The organism is Ferrimonas gelatinilytica (assembly GCF_039544205.1).
GTDB lineage: Bacteria > Pseudomonadota > Gammaproteobacteria > Enterobacterales > Shewanellaceae > Ferrimonas > Ferrimonas gelatinilytica.
Genome location: NZ_BAABLF010000007.1, coordinates 100,895 through 126,508, shown reverse-complemented (window position 1 = coordinate 126,508; position 25,614 = coordinate 100,895). Strand labels below are relative to the sequence as shown.

19 protein-coding genes and 1 pseudogene are annotated in these 25,614 nt (G+C 61.2%); 7 read left to right on the top strand and 13 right to left on the bottom strand.

The features are described 5' to 3' along the window. Positions 1-359: 359 nt before the first annotated feature. Complete coding sequence (locus ABD997_RS07250) at positions 360-1,136, bottom strand: TIGR04219 family outer membrane beta-barrel protein (protein ID WP_345316343.1); 777 nt, start codon at positions 1,134-1,136, stop codon at positions 360-362. Between the two features lie 171 nt (positions 1,137-1,307). Between ABD997_RS07250 and udp the strand changes: the two genes are divergently transcribed. Then, a complete protein-coding gene (gene udp, locus ABD997_RS07245; RefSeq protein ID WP_345316342.1) occupies positions 1,308-2,066 on the top strand; it encodes a uridine phosphorylase in 759 nt (252 codons plus the stop codon). Positions 2,067-2,540: 474 nt separating this feature from the next. Here udp and ABD997_RS07240 read toward each other — a convergent pair whose 3' ends face one another. The 4 genes from ABD997_RS07240 to ABD997_RS07225 all read right to left on the bottom strand — a co-directional run bounded on the left by ABD997_RS07240 (position 2,541) and on the right by ABD997_RS07225 (position 7,038). Then, entirely contained in the window at positions 2,541-2,813 is a 273-nt protein-coding gene (locus ABD997_RS07240; protein ID WP_345316341.1) for a helix-turn-helix domain-containing protein, read from the bottom strand. 253 nt (positions 2,814-3,066) lie between these two features. After that, the gene (locus ABD997_RS07235; RefSeq protein WP_345316340.1) at positions 3,067-4,431 is read right to left on the bottom strand and encodes an L-serine ammonia-lyase; all 1,365 of its coding nucleotides are present in this window, start codon (positions 4,429-4,431) and stop codon (positions 3,067-3,069) included. Between the two features lie 80 nt (positions 4,432-4,511). Further along, positions 4,512-5,786 carry an aromatic amino acid transport family protein gene (locus tag ABD997_RS07230; protein ID WP_345316339.1) on the bottom strand — a complete coding sequence of 425 codons (1,275 nt, stop codon included), beginning with the start codon at positions 5,784-5,786 and terminating at the stop codon, positions 4,512-4,514. A 463-nt stretch (positions 5,787-6,249) separates the two neighbouring features. After that, positions 6,250-7,038: a sulfite exporter TauE/SafE family protein gene (locus ABD997_RS07225; protein ID WP_345316338.1), complete on the bottom strand. Its 789-nt coding sequence runs from the start codon at positions 7,036-7,038 to the stop codon at positions 6,250-6,252. A gap of 83 nt (positions 7,039-7,121) precedes the next feature. Between ABD997_RS07225 and yjjX the strand changes: the two genes are divergently transcribed. The 3 genes from yjjX to ABD997_RS07210 all read left to right on the top strand — a co-directional run bounded on the left by yjjX (position 7,122) and on the right by ABD997_RS07210 (position 9,399). Then, positions 7,122-7,670: an inosine/xanthosine triphosphatase gene (yjjX, locus tag ABD997_RS07220; RefSeq protein WP_345316337.1), complete on the top strand. Its 549-nt coding sequence runs from the start codon at positions 7,122-7,124 to the stop codon at positions 7,668-7,670. Positions 7,671-7,751: 81 nt separating this feature from the next. Next, the gene (locus tag ABD997_RS07215; protein ID WP_345316336.1) at positions 7,752-8,969 is read left to right on the top strand and encodes a cysteine desulfurase; all 1,218 of its coding nucleotides are present in this window, start codon (positions 7,752-7,754) and stop codon (positions 8,967-8,969) included. Continuing rightward, positions 8,956-9,399 carry a SufE family protein gene (locus tag ABD997_RS07210; RefSeq protein ID WP_345316335.1) on the top strand — a complete coding sequence of 148 codons (444 nt, stop codon included), beginning with the start codon at positions 8,956-8,958 and terminating at the stop codon, positions 9,397-9,399. Before ABD997_RS07215 ends, ABD997_RS07210 begins: the two co-directional genes overlap by 14 nt. A gap of 36 nt (positions 9,400-9,435) precedes the next feature. Here the strand turns inward: ABD997_RS07210 and tcdA are convergent, their stop codons facing one another. Beyond that, positions 9,436-10,248, bottom strand: a complete 813-nt coding sequence (tcdA, locus tag ABD997_RS07205; protein WP_345316334.1) for a tRNA cyclic N6-threonylcarbamoyladenosine(37) synthase TcdA — start codon at positions 10,246-10,248, stop codon at positions 9,436-9,438. Positions 10,249-10,570: 322 nt separating this feature from the next. Here tcdA and ABD997_RS07200 point away from each other — a divergent pair, with 322 nt between their 5' ends. Next, positions 10,571-11,608 (top strand): porin, encoded by a 1,038-nt coding sequence (locus ABD997_RS07200; RefSeq protein ID WP_345316333.1) that lies wholly within the window; start codon positions 10,571-10,573, stop codon positions 11,606-11,608. A 94-nt stretch (positions 11,609-11,702) separates the two neighbouring features. Here the strand turns inward: ABD997_RS07200 and ABD997_RS07195 are convergent, their stop codons facing one another. Both ABD997_RS07195 and ABD997_RS07190 read right to left on the bottom strand, forming a co-directional pair. Beyond that, positions 11,703-12,347 (bottom strand): thiopurine S-methyltransferase, encoded by a 645-nt coding sequence (locus ABD997_RS07195; RefSeq protein ID WP_345316332.1) that lies wholly within the window; start codon positions 12,345-12,347, stop codon positions 11,703-11,705. 110 nt (positions 12,348-12,457) lie between these two features. Beyond that, the gene (locus tag ABD997_RS07190; protein WP_345316331.1) at positions 12,458-12,817 is read right to left on the bottom strand and encodes a hypothetical protein; all 360 of its coding nucleotides are present in this window, start codon (positions 12,815-12,817) and stop codon (positions 12,458-12,460) included. A gap of 136 nt (positions 12,818-12,953) precedes the next feature. On the opposite strand from ABD997_RS07190, the gene ABD997_RS07185 reads away from it, so the two are divergent. After that, positions 12,954-14,810 (top strand): serine/threonine protein kinase, encoded by a 1,857-nt coding sequence (locus ABD997_RS07185; protein ID WP_345316330.1) that lies wholly within the window; start codon positions 12,954-12,956, stop codon positions 14,808-14,810. A gap of 51 nt (positions 14,811-14,861) precedes the next feature. On the opposite strand, the gene ABD997_RS07180 is transcribed toward ABD997_RS07185, so the two are convergent. Together ABD997_RS07180 and ABD997_RS07175 are read right to left on the bottom strand one after the other, a co-directional pair. Continuing rightward, positions 14,862-17,207 carry a zinc-dependent metalloprotease gene (locus ABD997_RS07180; RefSeq protein ID WP_345316329.1) on the bottom strand — a complete coding sequence of 782 codons (2,346 nt, stop codon included), beginning with the start codon at positions 17,205-17,207 and terminating at the stop codon, positions 14,862-14,864. 97 nt (positions 17,208-17,304) lie between these two features. Continuing rightward, entirely contained in the window at positions 17,305-17,748 is a 444-nt protein-coding gene (locus tag ABD997_RS07175) for a YbaN family protein (RefSeq protein ID WP_345316328.1), read from the bottom strand. Between the two features lie 149 nt (positions 17,749-17,897). On the opposite strand from ABD997_RS07175, the pseudogene hutW reads away from it, so the two are divergent. Beyond that, positions 17,898-19,709: pseudogene (gene hutW, locus ABD997_RS07170) on the top strand (heme anaerobic degradation radical SAM methyltransferase ChuW/HutW); the annotation flags it as partial. A gap of 279 nt (positions 19,710-19,988) precedes the next feature. Here hutW and ABD997_RS07165 read toward each other — a convergent pair. The 3 genes from ABD997_RS07165 to ABD997_RS07155 all read right to left on the bottom strand — a co-directional run bounded on the left by ABD997_RS07165 (position 19,989) and on the right by ABD997_RS07155 (position 25,571). Continuing rightward, a complete protein-coding gene (locus tag ABD997_RS07165; protein ID WP_345316348.1) occupies positions 19,989-20,333 on the bottom strand; it encodes a YbaN family protein in 345 nt (114 codons plus the stop codon). 71 nt (positions 20,334-20,404) lie between these two features. Next, a complete protein-coding gene (locus ABD997_RS07160) occupies positions 20,405-24,085 on the bottom strand; it encodes a response regulator (protein ID WP_345316347.1) in 3,681 nt (1,226 codons plus the stop codon). A 94-nt stretch (positions 24,086-24,179) separates the two neighbouring features. Continuing rightward, positions 24,180-25,571, bottom strand: a complete 1,392-nt coding sequence (locus ABD997_RS07155) for a PhoH family protein (RefSeq protein ID WP_345316327.1) — start codon at positions 25,569-25,571, stop codon at positions 24,180-24,182. Positions 25,572-25,614 lie beyond the last annotated feature (43 nt).

Here is a 25,614-nt window from a genome sequence, read left to right as displayed (position 1 = left end):
TTGGGCTTGGCTTCGTTGCCGAAGCAGGAGGCGTATATTACGCTGTTCTCCGTGGTCGTCAAGGCCGTTTTTCAACTTTCCGTTCGACCGTCTAGGTTTTAACCAACCGGGCCGAAACCCCTTTGGTGACGCCGCTTAGCCTCTCACTGAGTGGCTCGCTGTGCCCCGTCGACAGGGAGCGCATTATAGGGCGGTCTGGAGCGCTTGCAAGGGGGTTTCGACAGAAAAAAAACCGACCGAACAAGAAATAATCACCAAGGGTTATTTTTAATCTCCAGCAAACAAAAAAGAGCAAAACCGCGCCACTTTGGGGCCTGTTTTGCTCTTTTACTTCCGTCCCTCATGTCGAGGGCCTGAAATTAGAACTTGATGGCGCCGTTGATAAACCAGCCGCTGATGTCGATATCAGAGGTGAGATCACCGACCTGCTGTTCATCGAGATCCAAGGCAACGGAGCGGTAACCCGCTTCGACACCGATATCCAGCACCGGGAAGGGGAATGCCCAACCGAGCTTGGCCTGATAGTCGAGGTAACTGGAGCCATCGTATCCGATCCCCTGGACTTCACCGGCGACATAAAGGCCGGTCAGTGGCAGGTCGACACGGGCGGCACCGTAGATGAGTGGTACCCACTCATCTACGGATTCGCTGGCCTCAGCCAGGATAAGAGTCAGCTCATTCTGGGCCAGAGAGACGACGTTGGCCGTGGTATCAATCTGACGGGCAGTTACCCCAAGGTCCAGATCGAAGCCGGTATCCCACAGCTCGTAATAAAGTGTGATGTCGTTATGCTGGTAATCGATCAGAGTATCGGTGTTGGCCCCCGCGGGGATCAGCACGCCACCGAACTGAAAGTCCTCTGTCAGCATTCCCCGGGCACTGTTGTCGTAGCTCAGGGTCGCCACCTTGATATTGGGAAGCACCGGCACCGGGTGTTCAAATGCAATGAAGGCCTGGAATCCGCTCTCAGCATCAGAGAAGCCCAGTTGCTCTTCGACGGAGATCCCGTCCTGACCCAGAGTTCCCCCGACTTCACCGGCGAAGCGCCCGGCTCCGGCTGAGAAGCCCAGAAAATCGGCTTGTGCAGCTGGCGCTACCAGCGCTCCCATCAACAACCAGCCCGTAAACTTGTTCATCCTAAACCTCACTGCATCCATAATGGCAAAAAACGGCGCCAGTATGCGCTCATAACACTTTAATAACAAGCGCTTAGCTATCCTGTGATCCAGTTCAGGCTTTTCCTCTACACGACCAAAGGGGAACCGCCTACACTTGGCGCCTGACACAGGAATAGAAGGAATTGATCCATGAGCGACGTATTCCACCTGGGATTGACCCAGGCCATGCTTGAGGGGGCCACCCTGGCCATCGTTCCCGGGGATCCAGAGCGGGTAAAGCGAATCGCTGACCTGTTGGAGGAACCAACGCCACTGGCTTCGACCCGTGAGTTCACCAGCTATCTAGGCAAACTGGATGGGCAGGCAATCGTTATCTGCTCTACCGGTATCGGCGGCCCCTCCACCTCCATCGCCGTCGAAGAGCTGGCCCAGCTCGGGATCCGCACATTCCTTCGGATCGGCACCACAGGGGCAATCCAACCTCAAATCGCCGTCGGCAGCCTGATCGTGACCCAGGGTTCGGTTCGGCTCGACGGTGCGAGTTACCATTTTGCGCCCGCCGAGTATCCCGCTGTCGCCGACTTCCACTGCACTGCCGCGCTGGTACAGGCCGCTGAACATGCTGGCCATCGGCCCCATATCGGGATCACCGCCAGCTCCGATACGTTCTACCCGGGTCAGGAGCGTTACGATACTTACAGCGGCAAGGTGATCAGCCGTTTCAAAGGCTCCATGTCCCAGTGGCAAGATCTCGGGGTGTTGAACTACGAGATGGAGTCGGCCACCCTGCTGACCATGTGCTCAGCCCTCGGCCTTCGAGCGGGGTGCGTGGCCGGTGTGATTGTCAATCGTACCGAGCAGGAGATCCCGTCGGAATCCTTGATGGCAAAAACCGAAAAGGAGGCGATTCAGGTGGTAGTGGACGCCGCCCGTATCCTGATGCGCTAACTAACTGTTCCAAATGGTGCCAACTCCCGCCTGCCTTGGAGATTACTGAGCGCAGTGGGGCACGGCGCTCTTAGGAACTCGGACCTCGTTCTTAAGAGCCGGAGCCAAGCAAGAAGCTTCTGGGCTTATACAAACGTGAAGCGTATTTAGGAGCGGCTATTTCGCTTTTTCATGGCCAGGAAGCAAAAAGCCGAACCCAAGGGTTCGGCTTTTCTAATTCGGCGCAATTAAAACGCCTGAACGATAACATAGAGAGACATGCTCAGACCGCCGAAAATAACAGCGGTAATGCCATCAACGCTTCTACTCTTTTTACTCATTGCCATTCCCTGATAGGAGATTGAAGGTGCCGCCAGGCGACAGTGACTCAATCTATCCCGATGGCCCCCTGGCCACCCAGAAAAACCGCTGGAATCATTGGCAAAGTTTTAACCAGATCACGCTCCTACCTTCCCGAAGGGGACGGCCTGAATCCTAGAGTGAGGCGTTGAGTGCGACTTCCTGAGTTTTGGCCCAGTGGCGATCGATTCCACCCCAGTTTTGGATCTGGTAGTAGCCGTCGTTATGACGCACCCCGTCCTCGACAAACTCCAACTCCACGCCAAAACCCGGCAGGGCCTTGATGATGTCCTGAATGGTTCGTCGCGGCCAACCCAGGTCCGCCATCAGCGCTGGCACCGAGGGGCGCTCCAGCCGCTCAATCGCCAACAACAGCAAGACTCTGCGGCTAAACATCGGGTTTAACATCACTTTTTCCTCATTGGGTTCCATGTTAAGCACCCTAACCAATCCTGCGTCCCAAGAGAAGGGAGAACCCGGCCCTGCAGCGCAGCGAAACAAGATCGGCCCCTCTCTCACATCGGATTTAAGCTGCGGGTCAGGACGTCTCACGTCGACACCGACGGGTCCCCTTATCGCCAACAGTTCACGCTGCTCAGGCAGACGGAAAAAAGGCCCTCAACAGGGCCTTTGGGGTGTCATGTGCGCGGACTGGTGAGCCTCAGCAGACGTTCAGCACCTTGATAGCCAAGCCGCCCCGGGAGGTCTCCCGGTACTTGGGGTGCATATCCTTGCCGGTTTCGTACATGGTGGCGATCACCTTATCCAGCGATACACAGGGATCGGAGTTACGACGCATCGCCATACGGGTGGAGTTGATCGCCTTGACGGCAGCAATGGCGTTACGCTCGATACAGGGCACCTGCACCTGACCCGCCACGGGATCACAGGTCAGTCCCAGGTGATGCTCCATGGCGATCTCCGCAGCGATGCAGACCTGCGCCGGGCTGGCGCCCATCAGCTCCGCCAGCCCACCGGCCGCCATGGAAGCGGCGACCCCCACCTCCCCCTGGCAGCCCACTTCGGCTCCAGAGATGGATGCGTTCATCTTGTATAGGGTCCCGATCGCCCCCGCTGCCAGGTAAAACTTGCTGTACTGCTTCTCGCCCACCTTCTCGATAAACTTGTCGTAATACGCCAGGACCGCCGGGATGATCCCCGCCGCGCCGTTGGTCGGTGCGGTGACCACCCGGCCCCCGGCGGCGTTCTCTTCCGAAGCCGCCAGGGCGAACATATTGACCCAGTCAATGATTGCCATGGGATCGTTGCAGGTGCGCTCATTGGCCACCAGCTGACGGTGCAGCGCCGCGGCGCGACGTGGAACCCTGAGCGGTCCCGCCAACAGCCCCTCGGCGGCACAACCGCGATCGATGCAGTCGCGCATCACCTGCCAGATCTGGCCAAACCCCTCGTAGATGGCGGCTTCGCTGTTGTAGGCGCGCTCATTGTGCATCATCAGCGAGCTGATGCTCATGCCGGTCTTGGCGGTCAGCGCCAGCATCGACTCCGCATCGGTGAAGGCGTAAGGCAGAGGCTTGAGATTGCTGTCCGGCTGGCCGAAGTTCTCCTCATCGACCACGAAACCACCACCGGTGGAGTAGTAGGTCTTGGAGTAGATCTTCTCCTCACCCCTATAGGCATGGATCGACATGCCGTTTTCATGCAGCGGCAGGGTCTCCTCATGAAACACCACGGAACCTCTGGGGAAGTCGACGGTATGGCAGTGCATCCCTACCGGCAGGCGTTCGGTCTGCTCCACCCGCTCGATGAAGCCAGGGATGCCATCGATATCCACCGTTTCTGGGCTGTTGCCCGCCAGGCCCATGATAATGGCGATATCGGTATGGTGGCCCTTGCCCGTCAGCGACAGGGAACCGTAGATATCCACACCGATGCGGGTGACGTCCCGCAGTTGGCCGTGAGCCCGCAGATCATCGATAAACTGCTTGGCCGCCTTCATCGGCCCCACGGTGTGGGAGCTGGAGGGGCCAACGCCCACCTTAAAGATCTCAAATACACTGAACATCAGTATTTCCTAGGAGCTAAAGCATCGGGAAAAGCACCAAAGCCGGAGTGCAAACTCCGGCTTGGCAGTCCTTATCGGGATCAGAACAGCAGGTCACGGACGATGGCGGAGATCGCCACCAGGCCCATCACGGTCACGAAGACGTTGGAGAGTTTCCCGCTGTACTTCTTCATCGCCGGTACCTTCTTGATGGCGAACATCGGCATCAGGAACAGGATGGCCGCGATGAAGGGCGCACCCAGAGCCTCAATCATGCCCAGCACTGAAGGGTTAATGATGGCAACACCCCAGACGGTCAGGAAGAAGAAAGCCACTAGCAGACGGTTGAAGTTCTTGTCGCCTAAACGGTTCACCGCTTGCGGTGCCGCTTTCTTGGCGATACCGGCCAGACCCTCTTTGGCACCCAGATAGTGACCGAAGAAGGAGGAGAAGATCGCCAGGAAAGCCACCAGCGGACCCAGCAGGGAGATCAACATGGAGTCATGCTGGTTCGCCAGGTAGCTCAGGATCGGCAGGTTCATCTCTTTGGCCTCCGCCAGCTGCGCCGGAGAGAGTGCCAGGACGCAGGAGAACACGAAGAACATCACGAAGCCCAGCAGCATGAAGGAGGCACGCTTTAGAATCATGTCGGACTTGGCGACGGCGTCTTTGCCGTGCGCTTCGCGCTGCGCCAGCGCCATAGAGGAGACCGCCGGGCTGTGGTTGAAAGAGAAGATCAGCATCGGAATGGTCAGGTAAACCGCCATCATCATGCCGCTCATGGAGGGGGCCGCAGAGAAGCTCAGGGCATCCAGAGACCAGCTCGGAATCAGGTAAACGGACATGCCAAAAAGGATGAACACCAGCGGGTACACCAGCATCTCGGTGACCTTAAGCATCAGGCGCTGGCCCAGGATCATCACGCTCATCATCATCGCCACCAGGACGCCGGACAGCAACCAGCGCGGAATGGCCTCCATCCCCAACTGGTGCACCATGAAGGAGTCGATGGTGTTGGTGATGGCATTGCCGTAGATCAGCACGATGGGGTAGATGGCGAAGAAATACAGGAAGGTGATCAGCATCCCCGCCGCTTTACCGAAATGCTCCTCCACCACCTCGGTGATGTCCGCGTTCTTCTGCTTGGAGGACAGCACGAAACGGGCCAGGGCACGGTGCGACAGGTAGGTCATGGGGCCAACCAGCATCGCGATGATAATCAGCGGCCAGAACCCCTCCAAACCTGCCCGAATGGGCAGGAAGAGGACACCGGCTCCGACGGCGGTGCCGAACATGGAAAGGGACCAGACCATATCTTGCTTGGTGAAGCTGGCCGCTTTGACATCGGCGGCAGTTGCAGTGGTGTTGTGCTGCATAGTGGAATCATCCAAAGTGAGTTCAAGTTAATGGCGGCTAGCATAGTGAGTTCCGCGGGCAAGAACGTGATTCAAGTCACGCCGGAAGCCACCAAAAACGACACAGATCACAGTCGCGAGCAAAATTCCAAAGTGTGATCACATTGGTCATACCTATTTACCCATCTTTCCGGGGCCGGATCACACCAGGCTGGGCGTCCCCCTCTCATCACCGCTATGAACCTCACTCACCAGGGTGTCACGCCGGGGCTATCCCGGTGCATCGCGGCAAAAACATGGGTTCACGGGACAGATAACCCACACACCCAGACTGCCCGCGAGTTGATCTTCGAGCGTCAATGACATGGCCATCACTGAAGCGTTCCGCCATCGGCCAGCCTTCATGGCCCATAGAACAACGAAACAGGGCCACTGGAGAGTGGCCCTGAAACGCTCAAGAGGTTGGGGTATGACGCTCGGTACGTTACGTCAGCAGCAGCCGGCCTCCCAGGCAGAGCAGGAAAAGGGCGAAGGAGCGCTGCAGGATCACGGTGGAGAGCTTGGCCCCGAGGGCCGCGCCAAAGCGAACAAACTGGGTGCTGGCAACGACAATACCGAAAAAGGCCGGCAGGTAGACGTAACCCAGCGTCCACTCAGGCAGGGCCAGGTTATCCCAGCCATTGATGATGTAACTAGTGACGCCCCCCAGCGCCACCGGGAGGGCCAGGGTTGCTGAGGTACCCACCGCCTTGTTCATCGCCAGGGAACACCAGCGCAGGTAGGGTACGCTCAAGGTGGCGCCGCCAATACCGAACAGCGCCGACAGGGTACCGATCACCCCCCCGCTGGCGAAAATCCCCGCGGGCCCCGGCAGGCGACGGTCAGGATGGGGCTTGACCCCGAACAGCATCTGCAGGGCCACCGCGATCAAGAAGATCGCCAGCAGGTTTTCCAACAACTGGGCCGGGAAGCGATCCGCCAGGAAACCACCGATATAGGCACCTATCAGAACCCCGGGCACCAATCGCTTAACCACGCTCCAGTCCACGTTGCCTCGGCGGTTGTGGTTGTAGATGGCGCTCAAGGAGGTCACGACAATGGTGGCCAAAGAGGTACCGATGGCCATGTGGACCGCAATCTCACCGGGCATTTTCAACACCCCGAAGGTGGTGATCAGCACCGGCACAATCACCAGGCCACCGCCAATACCAAACAGGCCCGAGAGCACGCCGGCTACCGCGCCAAGCACCAGATACAACAACAACGTCAGCATAGGTTTGAATCAGTCAGAATAAGAAAGCCCCTATTCTCTCAGCCCCCGTGGCAGAATAACAACCTCAAACCTATCGCCAATTCATGACCATGCAAAAACAGCTCGCCATCGCCTCCTGCAACCCCGTGAAGATCCGTGCCGCTCAGCAAGCCCTTGAAGCCGCCTTCGGGGATCACCAGTGGCAACTTCAGCCCCATGCCGTCCCCAGTGGCGTTGCAGAGCAACCCCTGAGCGAGGCCGAAACCCGCCAGGGCGCGGAAAATCGACTCGCCGCCCTGCGGCAGGCCGCTCCCGGGGCCGATTTCTACGTGGCCATCGAGGGCGGCTACGACCGGATTCAGGGACAGCCGATGACCTTCGCCTACATCGCCATTAGTGATGGACAACGAATTCAGGTGGGGCGCAGTGGCACCCTGCCCCTGCCGGCAACCATAGGCAGGGCACTGGAAGCCGGCGGCGAACTGGGTCCCCTGATAGACCGTTTGTTTAACGACCACAACATTAAGCAAAAAGGCGGGGCGATCGGCGTTCTGACCGATCACCTGGTGGATCGCACCGGGATCTACCGGGACACTCTCTGCCTGCTGCTGGCCCCCTGGCTGCACCCGGAGTTGTACCATCAGAATGGGTAATGCTGCTAGGACTCAGCCGCTTGCATATGCTTAAGACATCGCGCATTCTGCGCCCGTTTTCCGAGACCTTCAGGCCAGACCATGAGTTTTGATCCGTACGACTTCCGCCTACAGTTTCCCGCTCTGGCGCGGGACGATCTCATCTACCTGGACAACGCCGCCACCACCCATAAGCCGACGGCGGTGCTGGAGGCGATGGCCCAGTTTTACCGGCAGGATAACGCCAACGTGCACCGGGGCGCCCATCGCCTCTCTGCCCGGGCCACCCGCGCCTTCGAGGGGGCACGCCACACCCTGGCCCGTTTTCTCAATGCCCCCGCCAGCGAAGAGGTGATCTTCACCCGGGGCACCACGGAGAGCATGAACCTGCTGGCAAACAGCCTAGGGCAGATGGTGCTGGATGAGGGTGCCCTGGTGTTGGTGGACGCCTGGGCCCATCACGCCACCATCGTGCCCTGGCAACAGGCCGCCGCTCGGACAGGTGCCACCCTCAAGCCGATTCCACTGGATAGCAAGGGACGCCTGGATGAAGTGGCCTTCGCCGAGTTACTGGCGCTGGGCCCCCAGGTGGTGGTTTTGACCGCCATCAGCAATGCGCTGGGCGCCCGGGCCCCCGTGGACCGCTGGCTGCCCAAGGCGCAGGCTGCCGGCGCGATCACCGTAGTCGACGGTGCCCAGGCCGTCGCCCATGAACCTGTGGATCTGCAGGCGCTGGGGTGTGATTTCTACGCGTTCTCGGGCCACAAGATGTATGGGCCCACCGGCATCGGCGTCCTCTGGGGGCGCCGGGACCTGCTGGATGCCATGCCGCCCTACCAGTTTGGTGGCGAGATGATCCAGAGCGTGAGCTTCGAGCGAAGCAGTTTCAATGTTCTGCCCTTCAAGTTCGAGGCGGGGACCCCGGCGATCGCCGAGGCGATCGGCCTCGGCGCCGCCGCAAACTGGCTAATGGCGCAGGATCGCCGCGCCATCGCCGCCCATGAGCAGGCGTTGCTGAGTTACGCCCGGGAGCGGCTCCAATCCCTCGAGGGCCTTACCCTGTATAGTGCCTTCGAAGACAACGCCGGCTCCCTGGCCTTTAACGTCGACGGTGAACACCATCAGGATGTGGGGATCTGGCTCGATCAGGCGGGGATCGCCGTCCGCTGCGGGCATCACTGCTGCCAACCGCTGATGTCTCTGCTGGGCGTCAGGGGCACCTGCCGCCTCTCCATCGCCGGCTACAATCATCACGACGAGATCGACGCCTTAGTGGCAGCGCTGACCGATTATCTGGAGTTTCTCTATGACGATGCCTGATGCCAGTACCTTTCTCCAAAGTCCATTGGGGCAGGGCCTGACGCGGGAGATGCTGGATCAGGAGCTGCAAGCCCAGGGCCATTGGCAGGGGCGGTACCGCCTGTTGATGAAGCTGGGCAGCCGGATGGCACCACTGCCACCGGAGTGTCAAAGTCCCGAGGCGGAAGTGACCGGTTGTGAAAGTCGCACCTGGCTCTACCATCGGCAGATCGAGGGTCGCCACTACTTCCTGGCGGACTCCGAAGCCCGCATTGTGCGGGGCTTGCTGGTGCTGGTACTGGCCGCCTGCAACGGCCGGAGTAATAGGGAGTTGGCCGAGGTCGAGCTGGAGCCCTGGTTCCGGGCACTGGGACTGTCGGATCATCTCAGCCCCTCCCGTGCCTCCGGCCTGCACTCGGTGGTGCAGGCTATCCGGCAGCACGCAGCCTAGCGCTTGAAATGGCATTCAGTCACACCGGGGAAACGGTCAGTCTGATCCCGACGAGGTCATCGCCCGGGCCCGGGCTTCGCTGAGCTTCAGCAGTACCCGGCTGGCGGCGACAAAACCGAAGGTGCCAGTAAGGTGGGTGACGGCGCCAAAGCCGCTGGCACAATCCATCGCCTTGGGACCCTGGGCGTCTGACTTGGTCATGCAGACCTCCCCATCGCTGCCGGGATAGCGCAGTGGTTCGTCGGAGAAGACGCACTCCACCTGGAAGCGACGCTTCGGGTTCTTACTGAAGCCGTACTCCCGTCGCAGCAGGTTTCTCACCTTCGCCGCCAGGGGATCCTGGTAGGTCTTGGAGAGGTCCGCAACCTGTACCCGGGTGGGATCGAGCTGCCCACCTGCCCCACCGACACTGACAATGCGGATCTTACGCCGCTTGCAGTGGGCGATCAGCGCAGCCTTGGGTTTCACCGCATCGATGCAGTCCACAAGGTAATCCAGCGCCGCCGGCAGCACCTCATCCAGGTTATCGAGATCGACAAACTCCTCCACCTCGTTCACCCGGCAGTCGGGGTTGATGGCACGGATCCGCTCAGCCATCACCGCCACCTTAGATTGCCCCACCGTGTCTTTCAGGGCGTGGATCTGCCGGTTGGTGTTGGTGGTGCAGATGTCATCCAAGTCGATCAGGGTGATCTGACCGATGCCGGAGCGGGCCAGGGACTCCGCCACCCAGGTACCGACCCCGCCGATCCCCACCACGCAGACGTGGGCCTTTGCAAAGTATGCCAGGGCCTCGGCACCGTACAGGCGGCCAATGCCGCCGAAGCGTTGCAGGTATGCGTCGTTCATCTTGGATCTCTTGGTGAAGGAAAGGCGGCGATTATACCAGTTCGCCTCAGGCGGCCAAACCGGACCGGGTGCCGATCAGGCCATTCCAACCCGCCCACCCAGAGGGTGTAACCAGTTCGAATCATCCTCATTACAAAAACACCCCAATAAACGTGACGAAGGTCAAAAAATCAGGCGCCATCGAGTTACAGCGTCAGCGCAGCTATGAAAGAATCCGGCCGACTTCAAAGTTTTTCAAAGCGAGCACTATAAAGGATTGCTTGCAAAGGGATTTTCATCAGTTCGATAGCGAACGACAGGCAGTACACAGAGGATAAGCCGTATGAAACCACGTTTCGTTTCCATCGCCGTCGCCACCCTGCTGGCCGGGGTTTCCACCCACGTATTGGCCGATGGTCCCGTCTTCTACGGAGACATCAACATGGCCCTGACCCAATCCGACAAGGGGCTGACCACCAACCCGGGTATGAACGACGGCCTGGGGCTGGAAAATAACTTCACCAATGTCGGTATCAAGGGAGCCTACGATATTGCAGCCGGCCTGCAGATCCTCTACAAGGCGGAAGTGGGGGTGAATGGCGAAGACCAGTCCAAGGGCGCAGACCCATTCAACAGCCGTAATACCTACTTTGGATTGGGCGGCAACTTTGGTCAGGTGCTGTTTGGTCGAAACGACACCGTGTTCAAGGGCAGTGAAGGCGGCGTCGACGCCTTCGGTAACCTCAACGCCGACCTGGATCGCCTCTTCGTTGGCCAGGACCGCTTCGGGGACAGCGTCACCTTCAACTCCAACCGCTACGGTATCTTCCAATTCGGGGTCACCTACCTGCTGGAGGACGACTTCCGCGGCAGCGAAGAGAACGCCAAGATGTACGACGGTAACAATTACGCCGTCAGCGTCGGCTTCGGTGACAAAGCGATGGCCAAGCAGCCCTACTACGTGGGACTGGCTTACGCCGATGGCTTGAACGGGCTGGAATCGGCGCGAGTCGTCGTCACCTACAAACTGGGCGACCTGAAGCTCGGCGGCCTGTTCCAGGACTCTGAGAAAGGCGACCTTTCCGGTCAGGGTTACATGGTCTCTGCCCAGTACCGACTCAACGACTGGAACATCAAAGCCCAAGTCGGCTACGACGAATCCGGCCTGGGTAAGTTTGCCAAAAACGCTTACGACGACGCCGGCGAGGATATGCAACAAGGCAGCGGCGCCGAAGTGATTAACTACACCGTGGGTGCCGAGTACCACCTCACCAAGGCCGCCTACCTGTACGGCCACTACGCCTACTACGACGCCAGCCACGATGATGCCGGTGACCGTGACGACAACACCTTCACCATCGGTATGCGTTACCGTTTCTGATCTGACCCCCCAACCTCAGTCAGCCAAACGGCAACCCTTTGGGTTGCCGTTTTTTCCGTTCTCTGCCTATCCCTGGGGGACTGTTGGGCACCCTTTACCGACGCACCATCCGATAGACCCGCTCCTCCAGCCAGGGCACCCCTTTGGCCTGGAACTTGGGACTGTCGGCCAGGATATCCTGGCTAGCCAGGTGTTCGACCTCAAACCAGAGCTCGAAGCGCTGGCGCACCTCCTGGTCCGGAACCGAAAAGGGCGGGCCGGCAATCAGAGATTGCGGGTAGTCCAGGGTGACCAGCAGCCCCTCGGCACCACTGGGCAGCAGTGACGCCAGGTGAGCCACATACTGCTGGCGCATCTCTGGCGGCAAAGCGATCAGGGCAGCACGGTCATAGAAGTGGGTCAGGGGCGGCAGATCCTGCGGCGAGACATCGAAAAAGTCCCCCTGCAGCACCGTCATCGGGCCCGCGCTGAAACGGGTCAAACCATTTTTTGATGTCCGCTCGGGCGAGAGACCCTGCTCGGAAAAAAGCGACTGCGCCGCCTGCTCATTTAGCTCGATCCCCCACACCTGGTGACCACGCTCCGCCAGCCAGGGCAGATCCAGGCTCTTGCCACACAGCGGCACCAGCACGGTGCCATTGTGGCTCATCCAGTGGCGGGTCAAAAGGGGGTTAGGGTGGGGAAGGTGAAAACCTATCTGGTTGGCGTGCCACCTCTGGTGCCAGAACTGCGGTTCCATGTCGCTGCCTCATCAGGAGTGTTCGATGGGGCTCAGGGTATCAGGGCAAAGCGGCAAACCCAATAACACGCCGAGGCGTTTTTCAGTTCAACTCTGGGGGGCTTTTGCCCTCACTGCTGTTGGCCCAACACCTTGCGTACCTTGCCCAGCCAGACGCAGTTATCGCAGCCACAGCTTCGACGATTGAGGTGGGCGGCGGTCAACTGGGCCTCGACGTAGTCCATCGCCTTGGTCAACTCCCGCCGAAGCTCCTCGGTGGACTTCTCCTCAGTGGAGACCAGTTCATCGTTGCGATTAAGCCACTTGCACTCCATGTCCTGATGACAGTAGAGGCAGCGCTCGTCCACCGGGTTGTAAAACACCGCATGGGGACAAAAGCGCACATCCATGTTGTCCCGCATCTTGCGTCGGGGGTAGGCTAACAGATCAGCCAACTGGGCTTTGTCCCAGGCCGGTTTATCTGCATTCATCCGGATCACCTCAATCAGACGGCTCGTTAACGGCTCCAGTCTGGCACAAGTTACCACCGGGCCGATGAGGCAGATTAAATGGATGTGAATCGGATCACGCCCCCATGCTGGCGGGGTCCCGAACAAGGAGCGCACCGTGGGGTCGACGCACACACTGCAACACTTCTACATCGCCGAGGAGCAGTCCATCTACCTGCTTAAGCAGGACGATGCCCGCAAGCTGCGCCAATGGGTCAAGCTTTGCCAACAACAGCTGCATCAGTTGGGCTACCGGCGGGTGCACTACATCGGCAAGGGGGTATTCGGGTTCGTCTTTGCCGGCGAGTCAGAGCGTGGCAACGACGTGTTCAAGTTCAGCCGCCGCACCCTGGCCCCCCACCTTCAGCAGCGCCTGGCAGACGAAGGCGCCATCCTGGCCAAGCTGGACCATCCCCACATCCCCGCTTTCGGCGGCTACGTTCAAGCCTCCGGCCAGCCCATCTTGCAGATGGCGCGGGCACCGGGTGAAGACCTGGCGCAGCGCGCACGACGACTGGGCCCCCTGCCCCTGACCGAATTGGTCCCCATCGCCGCCCAACTGGCGGAACTGCTGCACTACCTTCGGACCCTGCCCGAACCCATCATCCACGGCGATATCAAACCCTCCAACCTGATGTTTGACGCCGACCGGGGCCACCTCTCCCTGGTCGACTGGGGGTCAGCGGTACCGGCGCAGGAGGATGCCATCGGCCAGCCTTTGGGTTCGCCACTGGGGTTTTACGAGGGGGAGCGGGGATCCAATGCCCAGATGGGGGATGTCTATTTTATCGGTGAGGAACAGTTGGGTGGCGCCCTCTCCTCCCCCCGCTTCGATGAGCAGGGGGTTGCGGCCACCCTCTACGCCCTGGCCTCAGGTCAAACCGGCCGCTTCGGCAGCGAAGTCCGCCCGGCTCGCAGTCTGGGTCTGCCCCGGGCGATGGCGGAGATCCTCGATGCCATGCTCTCCCCAGACCCCGAACTGCGCCGCCAGGGGGGGGATCACTTTCTCTCCACCCTGCCCGGCGGGCGCCACTGGCTCCTGCTGCCGCCACCCGTCCGGGTACCGGAGCCACAGTTGCCCATCGACACCCCGGCCGAGCCACAAGCGGTTGAAACCGCCGCTTACAGCTCCCGACGCTCCTTCCTGCGCGCCCATCAGCCACAGCCGCTCTCCCCTCAACGGGAGGCGGATCTGCAGATCGCCCACTACTACCGGGACTTCCTGGCAGGGATGGGAGACAGTGAGAAAGCGTTCGTACTGGCGGTCAACCAGCTGGGGCAATATCCCCTGATTGGGGGGCTGGCACTGCACTGGCAACAGGGCACTGTGGCGATCGACTCCAGCCTGGCCCTCCAGGACCCGGCCCTTCTCGCTCCCTTTACCCATGCGGTCAATAACCTGGTCACCCTGGCCCGGGCGCTCACTCCCAAGGCCGACAGGGCGGTCTTCAAAGCCTGCTTCTTCGACGCCCGCAATACCCTGCACCTCACTCGTGAGGATCCGGAATCGCCCTTTGCCCCGGAGGCGGATACCGCCCTGCCCTTCAGCATCAGCCAAGTAGCGGAGCTGGAGGACAAGAGCCGGCTCCACTCCTACTTCGAGGATGGCCGGGACCCGGATGAAAACCTGGAACTGCCCCAGGGGATCCTGGATGAACTCTCCCACCTCAACCTGATTCACCACACCGGCTGCATCATCTTCGAGGTGCTGGCGGACCACCTCAAGCTGCACAGCGATCTGCGCCTGCTCAATCCCCGGCGGGAGCGGGAGTTTCGCAACTGCCTGGCCCGAATCGTGGCCCAGATCCCGAAGATCCGCGGACTCGGTGTCTCCGGCTTTATGAAGCTGCCCTTTAAAAACACCCGCCGCTTTGCCCACCAGGCACAAACGGCAGCGCGTTACTATCCCAAGGACCCTCGGCGCCATGACTGGTCTAACGAGCCGGAGGGGGAGGGGCAAGGAGCCAGATCCTAAGCTCTAGATCCTAGGAACTAGACCCTAGTAACCAGGAACGACAACGATGGCCTAGATGGGTGAGCCGGGGGGCACCGGCAGGGGTTCGGGGATCATCCGCAACTCGGGATCGCTCAACCCATTGCGCATCACCTCCGCCAGCAGGCGGTAGTGGGCGTCGATACGCTCGTCGGAGCGTCGGGCCCGTCGCTCAAGCTGGTTGGCATCACTGCGCAGCCGTGCCGCCACCAGGGCCCGGACTTCGGGTGCGACAGCAGGATCGTGATAGAGCGACAGCCAGTGATCCGCGACGACCGCCCGCAAACGGGCCTGGATCAGCGCATCGAACCCCTCCTCACGGTGGACCAACATCACCTGCTCGGACAACGCCTCCAGCAGCGCCATCGGTCCCGGCAGCTCAGGATCCTGCCACTGCTGCTGTTGCATCCGGTTAAGCCGCGCCGGTGACAGGACCGCTTCGAGCACCAGGCGCGCAAACGCCTCCGGCGGCGCCAGCCAGTCCGGCACCGGGCCCTGTTGACCGCCAAACTGCTCTCGGTCCCAGGAGTGACCGTAAGCCTGAGGTACCCAGGACTCCCTTAAGCGGGCCGGAAGACGAAGCTGGGCCGGCTCCAGCAACCCAACCAGGCTTTCCAGTGCCGCGCGCTGCCACTCCGGAGCCAGGGAGGTAACGCTGCTCCCCTCGTAGTCATAGTCAGCCCCACCGAGCAACGAAGCGACCGCATCGATCTGGTAGCGGGGCAGTAGATACAGGGGCACCATAAGGCGACCCAGTGCGCTCCCGGGCTCACCCGGCAACAGTGCCTGGGGCCCAAGCTGAGCCAGCACCCGGGCGCGGATCGCCATCAGCTCCGACAGCCGGGCAACAGGGTCTTCACCATTGTCCCAGAGCTGGGCCGCCGGATGCGCCGATCCCAGCCCCCGGGCGTCAGGATCCGAGAGAAACTTGAGTCCCCGGGTTCTGGCCTCCGCCACCAGCGTCGCCTGCACCTGCTCAGCCGGTCCGTCATAGTGGCCGTAACCGAAGGCGATGGCGTAGGAATCCCAGGGACTCAGCCCCTCGCGATAACTGCCCGCTAACACCACTTGCCCCTTCTCCAGGGTGATATGGGGATGGGGATAGTCCATCACCGAGGGGTCGCCGCTGGCACTGGCGGCAAAGTTGTGGGCCAGCCCCAGGGTGTGACCCACCTCGTGAGCCGAGAGCTGGCGCAACCTGGCCAAAGCCGTCTGCTCGGCCGCACCGAACGCTTCCTTGCGATCCTTCCAGCCAGCGGTAAGACCCCGAAAGATGAGGTGGTCCTGGCGGACCCGAAGGGAGCCCAGGGTGACGTGGCCTTTGAGGATCTCGCCGCTGCGGGGGTCGATCACCGAACCTCCGTAACTCCAGCCCCGGGTGACACGATGCACCCAAGCAATGGTGTTGTAGCGCAGATCCTGAGGATCCATATCCTCTGGCATGATCTCTACCCGAAAGGCATCTTCAAACCCCGCCTCGGTAAAGGCACTCTGCCACCAAAGGGCGCCCTCGAGCAGCGCCGAGCGCATCGGCTCCGGCGTGGCGTTATCCAGGTAGTAGACGATGGGCTCGACCACCGGTGATGGCGCTGGTCCGGGGCGCACCTTCTCCAACCGATGTCGGGGCAGGACACTCACCCGTAACGGTCGCCCCAGGGGTTGGGCGTAATCCATATGGCTCAGGGCAAAAAAGCCGGAGTCGGGGTGAAAGGGGCGCGGCGTCATCGGCTCTGCCGGCAACCGTATCAGGGAGTAGCGGACCCGGACACTGATGATATCCGGGTCCGCGGCAACGCTGCGCAGGGCCTCCCCGGCATCACGGCCGACAAAGGTCAGCTGTAGATCCACATCGGCGTTGTGGGGAAATGCCTTGACCCCGTCACTGAGTACCAGGGAGTGTTCCAACGACAGGGCAAAATCACCCTGACCGCTGTCACTCAGGGCACGGGCCACGCCATGCCAGTCCTGCAACACCAGCGAAGTGACATCGACCCGCTCACCCTCCAGGGTTCCTACCCAAAGCACCGAGTCGGCAAAGGCCTCCATCACCGCGCGGCGCTGTGTGTCAATGGCACCCGCGGCCCGATAGCCGCTGTTGAGCTGGCGCAGCAACAGGCGATCACCATGACGCTCAAACTGGACCATCCGAGTGGCGCCAAGTTGACCCCGGTCCAGCCCGATCTCGTTGGCACCCACCCCGGAGAGAAGACCGCTCTGCAGCAGCATAGGTTGCTGTAGAGGCGGCAGCGTCATCGTCAGTTGGCCCTGGGAGGAGAGGCGCCACTCCAGCAGGTTGGCCGCCTGCAGTGGCAGCACAGAGAGCCAGAGCAATACCCAGAGGCCGACCTGAGCAGGGCAGCAAAAGCCTTTCCAATCCATTGATTTTGTTCCATTCGCTCGCGATTTCTGGCCAGCTTACTGGCTTGCACCGGCCCCCTCAAGGCCAGGACAACGATTGATCAGAAACCCCCGCCGCCTACTGGGGCAAACGCTGCAGCCGCAGCAGGTATACGCTGACCGCGATGGCGATCAGCAACAGGGCCAGCTTCAGGCCCATCCCCGGCGCCAAGATGATCGCCAGCCCCATGCCACTCCACTTGCCGATCAGGCAGCGGTGCAACTGAGTGCGCGTCAGCCCCTTTCGCAGCAGGAAATTGTTCAGGTAGGGCCCCAGGGTGGGGTGGGCGAACAGCCAGCGGCGCAGCCGGGGGGACGCGCGGCTGAAACACCAGGCCGCCAGCAGCAAAAAGGGCACCGTAGGGAGCATGGGCACCACCACACCGACACTCCCCAGAGCGATCGCCAGCATGCCGAGGGTTATCAGCAGCGGACGAAAAGCCGGTGCCACCAGCCCGGGCTCCGCTCCCCAGGGTTCAGCGGACGGTGAGGCTTTCGCCGCGGCCAACGGCGCGGAGTTCATAACACCTTCCCTGCCCGAACACTGACCAGGGTAGCCCTGAACTTTTTCTTCCTCTGCTGCCATCTTCTCGATCTCCGTCACGGACAACTTATCTCAGAAACCAGACAATATTTGATAATCATTCGCATTACCATTTGCTTTCATTGAATATGCTATCCCCATCACTGAACGCCTCGTTGATCGGCCGCCCAAGCACCGATCCCATGACCGGAGCCTTTACCCGCAAAGAGACCGCCCATATCCAGGTAATGGGGACACCGGTGCCGGAGAACGAACAGGCCGCGCTCTGGCAGCAACTGGCGATGGGGCCCGCCGCAGCCGGCCCGAGGCTGGCCTACATCCATATCCCTTTTTGCCGAACTCGCTGCAGCTATTGTGCCTTTTTCCAGAACCGCTCCAGCGACGACAAGATCGAACGCTACCTCAGTGCCCTTTTCGAGGAGCTGGCCATGGCGGCGGAGCAGCCGGGCATTGTCGGTTCGCCATTCGACGGGATTTACGTCGGCGGCGGGACCCCCAGTGATCTCACCCCAGCGCAGATCCTGCAACTGGGTGAGCGACTGAGGCAGATCCTGCCGATGAAAAGCGATGCCGAACTGAGTTTCGAAGCCCGTTTCCACGGCTTTGACGACGACAGGTTTAGCGCCTGTCTCGACGCCGGGTTTAACCGCTTCTCCCTGGGGCTGCAGAGTTTTCAAACCGAGCTGCGCCAACGGCTGGGCCGCATTGACGATGGTGAAACCGTCCGCCGCCGGCTGGATCACTTCACCGCCCAGGATCAGGCGGTGATCGTGGCGGATCTTATCTACGGTCTGCCGGGACAGACCCTGGCCCAGTGGCAGGCGGACCTGGATGTGCTGGTCAACACCGGGATCGGTGGTGCCGATCTCTACCAGTTGATCCTGCTCCCTCAAAGCCAGCTTGGCCGGGACGTTAACCGGGGACGGGTCACCCCCCCGCCCAGCACCGAAGCCAAGGCACAGATGTTCAAAGCCGGGGTGGAGAGCCTCAACCGCCATCACTTCAACCGCCTGTCGGTCAGCCACTGGGGACGGGATCGACGGGAGCGCAACCGCTACAACCACCTTTCCAAGGCGGGGGCAGAGCTGGTTCCCTTCGGCAGCGGTGCCGGCGGACGGATCCAGGGGCATGGGGTGATGACCGAGCGCAAGCTGTGCCGCTACCTCGAACGCATTGAGGCGGGGGAGAAACCACTGGTGATGATGACCCGCCCCCACCATGAGCATTCACTGCGCTTTGCCCTCGGTGCCGGCTTCGATCTCGGTTACCTGGATCTGCAGCAGTTACAGGCTCAGGACCACGCGCTGAGCACCCGCTGCCAGCCGCTGTTCGATGGCTGGGAGCAACACGGTCTTGCCCGTCGCGAGGGCCGCTATCTCAACCTGACACCCGCCGGCCAGTTCTGGAACATCAACCTGCAACAGGCGATCAACACCTATCTGGATAATCAACACCATCGGGAGACCCGCACCACCATGAGTACCCTGCTCGACAGCATCAACGCCCTGGACAAGGCCCAACCCTTCGCCTCCCTGGCCCAGATCGGCCGCCAGCTCGGCCTGACCGAGCTGGCCACCCTGCAAGCCCTGCGCCCGGAGCAGGCCCGCATTGTCGATGGCCGCCATTTCGACCGCCTGATGGCCGCCCTGACGGAGTTCGGACCCACCACTACCGTGATCGAGGTGGCCGGACAGATCCTTGAGTACAAGGGCGGCTTCCCGGAGGGCAGCTATGGCCACGGCTTTTACAACCTCAAGGGGGAACACCTTCGCGGCCATCTCAACCCCAAGGCGGTGGCCTGGATAGGCTTCTGCAGCCGCCCCTTTATGCGGATGGAGACCCGCTCTATCTGGCTGTTGGATGAGGAGGGACAGTGCAGCTTTAAGATCTACCTGGGCCGGGATACCAGGCGACAGCTCCTGTCTGACCAGGTTTCCCGCTTCGAGGCCCTGGCGCAGGCATTTTGGGCGGCGGATCAGGCGGAGGGGATCCACAGCAGCGGCGCTCCGACGGCCGAGTTTGACAGCGACTGCCCGGGTGAGGTGGTGGCCGCAGCCCAGGCCCAACAGCAACCAATACCCCGGCGTTGCCCCATCAGCGGGATCAGCTCCGCCAGCCTCGGGGCCGATACCGAGTCGACCAAGACCGGAACGGGCGAAGGAGAGAGGATTCGCCGCTGCCCGATGAAGAGCCTGCTGCGCTGGGGCAATGGGAAAAATTCAGGCGGGGATCCGCTTCATCCTTATCAGGTGAATGGTGACGCACAGCGCAATGAAGAGCAGCAGCCCCTTCACCCACAGAATGGGGGCGATGACGATGGCGATAGCCATGCCAATCCAGAGGCTGATGAGGGAGGAGAGCAGCTGTTTTCGGGTCAGCCCTTTGCGCTGCAGGTAGTTTCTCAGGTAGGGCCCAAGCAGACGGTTGTTGAACAGCCACAGCTGCATCCGTGCCGACGTGCGGCTGAAGCAGAAGGTTGCCAGCAGCAGGAAGGGCACCGTGGGCACCAAGGGCAGGAACACCCCCAGGGTCCCGAGGGCCACCGCCAGGCAACCGAGCCCCATTAGCAGGTAGCGCAGCGGACCTGTCACCAGCTTGGTCGGATGACTCGGGGGGGAGCTCGGTGGCTGTACACTCATGATGCGGAACTCTGCTCGGCATTGAGCCAGTGTTTGACCGTGTCAAAAAGCTGGGTCAGGACGATGGGCTTGGTGATGTGGTCATTCATGCCCGCCGCCAGGCTCTTCTCCCGGTCACCACTCATGGCGTGGGCGGTCATGGCGATGATGGGGCGGCGGAAACCGGCCTTGCGCAGGGTGCGGGTCGCCTCCAATCCATCCATTACCGGCATCTGGATATCCATCAACACCAGGTCCACCTCGGTGTGGGCCAGCAGATCCACCGCTTCCTGGCCATTACCCACCACAGTCACCTGGTAACCGGCACTGCTGAGCAACTCGGTGGCCACCTGCTGGTTAATGAGGTTGTCCTCCACCAGCAGGATCTGCGCCGCCTCGCTGCCCGCCTCCTCGCCGGCAGACACTGCGGCAGGGGCCATCGGCGCTTCGCCGCTTGAAAAGGCGGAGATCACCTCATCAAAGAGCGCGGAGGCCTTGAACGGCTTCTGCAGCAGCGCTTCCACCCGGCCCGCTTCCACCTGCTCCTGCACCGGCTGACCGGTATAGGCGGTCATCATGATGATCTGCGGCCGCTTGCTCAGGGTGCCGTTGGCCAAACGCCGATCCAGCTCGTCCACCACCGCAAGTCCATCCATTCCCGGCATCATCCAGTCCAGTAACAGCAGATCTGGCTGCAGCTGCTCCAGCGCTTTAAGCGCCGCCTTTCCACTGTCGACGGTCTCGACCCGGAAATGGAAATCACGCAGGAAGGTGGCGTAGATCTGCAGGGCACTGTGGTTGTCATCCACTACCAGGGCAGTCAGGCCGCTGATCGCCTCCGGCAGGACCGGCAGGATCTGCCTGGGCGCCGCCACCTTCTGGGCATCGATGGTAAAGCTGAAGGTGGTACCCTCGCCGGGCAGACTCTCCACCTCGATATCACCGCCCATCATCGCCACCAGGTGCTTGGAGATGGAAAGGCCAAGCCCGGTACCGCCAAACTGGCGGGTGGTGGAGCCGTCAGCCTGGCTGAAGGCGTCGAACAGGGAGACCTGCTGGGCAGGACTGATCCCGATCCCGGTATCCCGAACCCAGAACTTGAGGGTGATGCGATCATCCCTGTCCCGCAGCTCCTCGCAGCCCAGCTCCACCTCGCCGGCATCGGTAAACTTGACCGCATTGGAGAGCAGGTTAACCAGCACCTGGCCCAGCCGCAGCGGATCGCCCAGCAGGTGCAGTCCGGCAGAGATGGGCGCATAGAGCAGCAGCTCGATCCCCTTCTCCTGGGCCTTGATGGCGTTCATCGACAGCACATGCTCCAACACAGTGTCGAGGGCAAACTCGGTTTGCTCCAGTTCCAGCTTGCCCGCTTCGATCTTGGAGAAGTCGAGGATGTCATTGATGATCCGCAGCAGCGATTCCGCACTCATGCGTGCCTTGTCGATGTAATCCGCCTGACGCTGATCCAGCTCGGTACGCAGGGTCAGCTGCAGCATCCCCAGCACCGCGTTCATGGGGGTACGGATCTCGTGGCTCATGTTGGCCAGGAACTCACTCTTGGTGCGGTTGGCCAGCTCCGCGTCCTGCTTGGCCTCCAGCAGCGCCACCTCGTTCTCTTTCTGCTTGCTGATGTCCTTGTGGGTTCCCAGCAGGCGCAGCGGCTCGCCGAGATCGTCAAACTCCACCGCCCGGCCCCGAGATAGGATCCAGTGGTACTCGCCCCCCTTGCCCCGCAGCCGGAACTCGATGGCCATAGCCTGCTCAGGCTGGTCCAGGTAGCGATCGATGTAGCGCTCCACCCGCTCCCGGTCATCCGGGTGCATCAAGGCGTAATAGGTTTCAATCAGCAGCGGGAACTCGTCCGGCTGGTAGCCCAACATGGTGTAATAGGCGGGGTTACAGATCAGCTGGTTGGAGTCCAGGTACCAGTCCCAGAGACCATCCTCCACCGCGTCCATGGCCAGGTGGTAACGCTCTTCGGAGCGCTTGATCTGCTCCTGCTGCTCCGACTCCCGAGTGATATCTCGGGACACGGAGATCAAACCCAGCAACTCGCCCCGGCGGTTATAGAACGGCAGGCTGAGGGAGTCGAGCAGCAGTGACTTGCCATCGACGCGGACCCGCTCACGGAAGCGCTCCGGGGTCCGGGCCGCCAGCACCCGGGCATCCTCCTCGGCCACCCGCGCTGCCCTTGGGGAGGGATCCAGCTCAGTCACAGCGTTGCCGATGATCTCCGACTCGCTGTGGCCCAGCAGGCGTTCCGCCGCCTTGTTACAGCCCAGGTAACGCCCTTGGGTATCCTTGAACACGATCGCCTCGGGAATGGCGTCGATCAGGCTTCGCATCAGGGAGAAATCCCGCTCCCGCCGCTCATTGGCCTGGCGCAGGCGCTCGGTGCGCTTGGCCACCAAGGCATCCAGGCGTCGATTCTGCTCCGACAGGTGGCGGGTGTACTGCTGGTTCTCCTCGAAGGTCCGGGAGATCAGCTCGAACCAGCTTTCCCAGCCGGGCTGCAGGTTTTTTGGCGGCGGCTGCGGGTGCTGGGCGCTGGCTTCCAGATGGCGCAGCAGGCGGGCGGCGGGGCCCACAAAGGCCCGGCGGGTGAGGTAGTGCACCACGGTGACCAGCACCGACAGGGCCATCACCACCATCAGGAAAGTGATCTCAAGTTTGTCCCAGAGATCATCCACCAACTCCGCCTCCGACTGGATATAGAGCAGCCGCCAGGGGGCATTTTCCAGCACCACGGTTCGGACATAGTGGTCCGCGATCAGCGCCCCCTCCGTGGCTTCAAGGATCTGCTGGGCTGGCACGTTATGCAGGGCGTTGGGGATCTTCTGGCTCAGCTGGAAGGTGCGGGGCAGCCCCTCGAGGTGCATTCTCGGATAGGTGAGGATGTTGTTCTCCTCATCCAGCAGTAGCACCGTTCCCTTCACTTCGAAGTAGCGCTGGATCTGCTGGGAGAGCATCGCCAGCTCCAGGTCCAAAAACACCGACCCCATGAACTCATCCGCCAGGTAGACCGGCAGGCCCAGGGTGGTGATCAACTCCCCAGCGGCATTGCGGCGCACTTCGGTCCAGAACAGCTGGCGGAAGGGGTTGTTTTCCGGCCGCGCGTGTTTGAACAGCGGTGAGTTGAGGATGCGGCGATTGAAGTTGTCGTCGCTGTCCGGCCAGGGAAACACCGACATCATCCGCTTTTCCGAGATGTAGTAGATCTGCGACGCCTTGGGTGCCATCCGCTTGGCCACCGGGAAGGAGATCGACATCTGGTAGAGCATGTCCAGCTCGCGGTAGAAGCGCTCGGAGCGCCCCTCCAACTGGCCGTAACCGGTGATCCGCCCCATGCCATCATCGCTGAGGCCCACCTCCTTGTAGGGAGTTTCCAGGGCGAAGTAGTTCCCGGACTCGTCAAACCGGGTGATGTCCGGCAGGCGCTCAATGTGCCCCATCGCCCCAACGGTCATGTTGGTGGCGGCGAAGTCCCGCAGGGACTCCAGGGCACGAATACTGGCGTCCAACAGCATCTCGATCTGCTGGCTGTGGCGATCGATGTCCGCCACCTTCTGAGCCAGCAGCTGGCGCTTCTCGCCACTGTAGACCAGCCACACCACCAGCAGCGACAGCAGCACCACGCCGAGATAGGTATAGAAAACGGCCTTGTTATAACGACGCAGAATGGGCAGCTTCACGCTCAGGGATCACCGGTAATTATCAGACTCCGGCAAGCAGTGTATCAAAAAGGCGGCAGCGGACGATAAGCCCGTTGCCGCCCTTTGCGATCCCCGTTGGTCAGAGATTTTCTTCGGCGAAGGAGGCCAGGCGCGAGCGAACCACACCGTTGAGGTAGACGTTACTGCTGCCTTCGAACATCTTGAAGCGCTCCACCAGATAGGTCAGCCCCGATGTCACCGCCGTCAGGTAGTTGGAGTCGATCTGCGCCAGGTTACCGGAACAAACCAACTTAGTCCCTTCCCCCATGCGGGTCAGGATGGTCTTGACCTGGGAAGGGGTAAGGTTCTGACACTCATCCAGCAGCACAAAGCTGTTCTGGATGGAGCGGCCACGCATGAAGTTCACTGACTTGAACTGGATATTGGCCTTATCCATGATGTACTGCAGGCTGGAACTGGGGGACTCGTCATGCTTGTGCAGCACCTCGAGGGTATCGGTCACCGCCGCCAGCCAGGGCATCATCTTCTCCTCCTCGGTACCGGGCAGGAAGCCGATGGACTCGGCAATTTCCGGGGTGTTCCGCGTCACCAGAACCCGGTCGTAGCGGCGCTGCTCCACCACCTGCTCCAGCGCCGCCGCCAGTGCCAGCAGCGTTTTCCCGGAACCCGCAGGGCCGGTGAGGATCACCAGGTCGATATCCGGGTCCATCAGCGCCTGCAGCGCCATCCCCTGGTAGATGTTCTTGGGTGAGATCCCCCAGGCGTGGTAATGCATCAACCGCTCACGACCCAGGTCCCTCAGCACCAAGGTTTCATCGTTGATCTCCCGAACCTGGGCGCAGAACTCCTTGCCATCGTCGACAAGGTACTGGTTCAGGTAGAGGGGCTCTTCGCCCAGGGCACTTCGGGGCAGGGTATGCTCGGTGTATCGCCCCTGCTGGTAGGAGCGGACATCACCGACCCGCTGCCAAAAATCCCCATCGAGGCGAGTAAAACCCGTCGCCAGATAGCGGATGTCGTCCACCAGTTGATCGCTGCGGTAGTCCTCCACATGACGCAACCCGGCGCCCTTGGCCTTGATCCTCATGTTGATGTCTTTGGTGACCAGCACGACGGCCTTGTCTTTGTGGGTCTGCTGGAGGTAAAGCGCGGAATTGATGATGTCGTTGTCGTTGTGGTTGCCCGGCAGGGCCACCATGTCGGGGAAAGATACCTGGTGATCCGGGAAGATCGCCAGGGTGCCGGCTCGCTGCTCCGCCTCCACCCCAACCAGGGGGACACCGGCGAGCAGTTGTTCCGGCGATGCACTGCCAACCGCATCCTCGAGGGCCCGGATCGCCACCCGGGCATCGCGGGCAACATCCTTTTTGCGGTCTTTGATCTGGTCCAACTCCTCCAACACGGTCATGGGGACCACCACGTCGTGCTCGTCAAATGAATAGATGGCGAGGGGTTCATGCAGCAACACATTGGTATCGAGCACGAACAGTTTTTTCTCCGCCTGGACCATGGCACCTCCGCTATGCTTTGACCTTTAGAAAACGTCGTGCGGG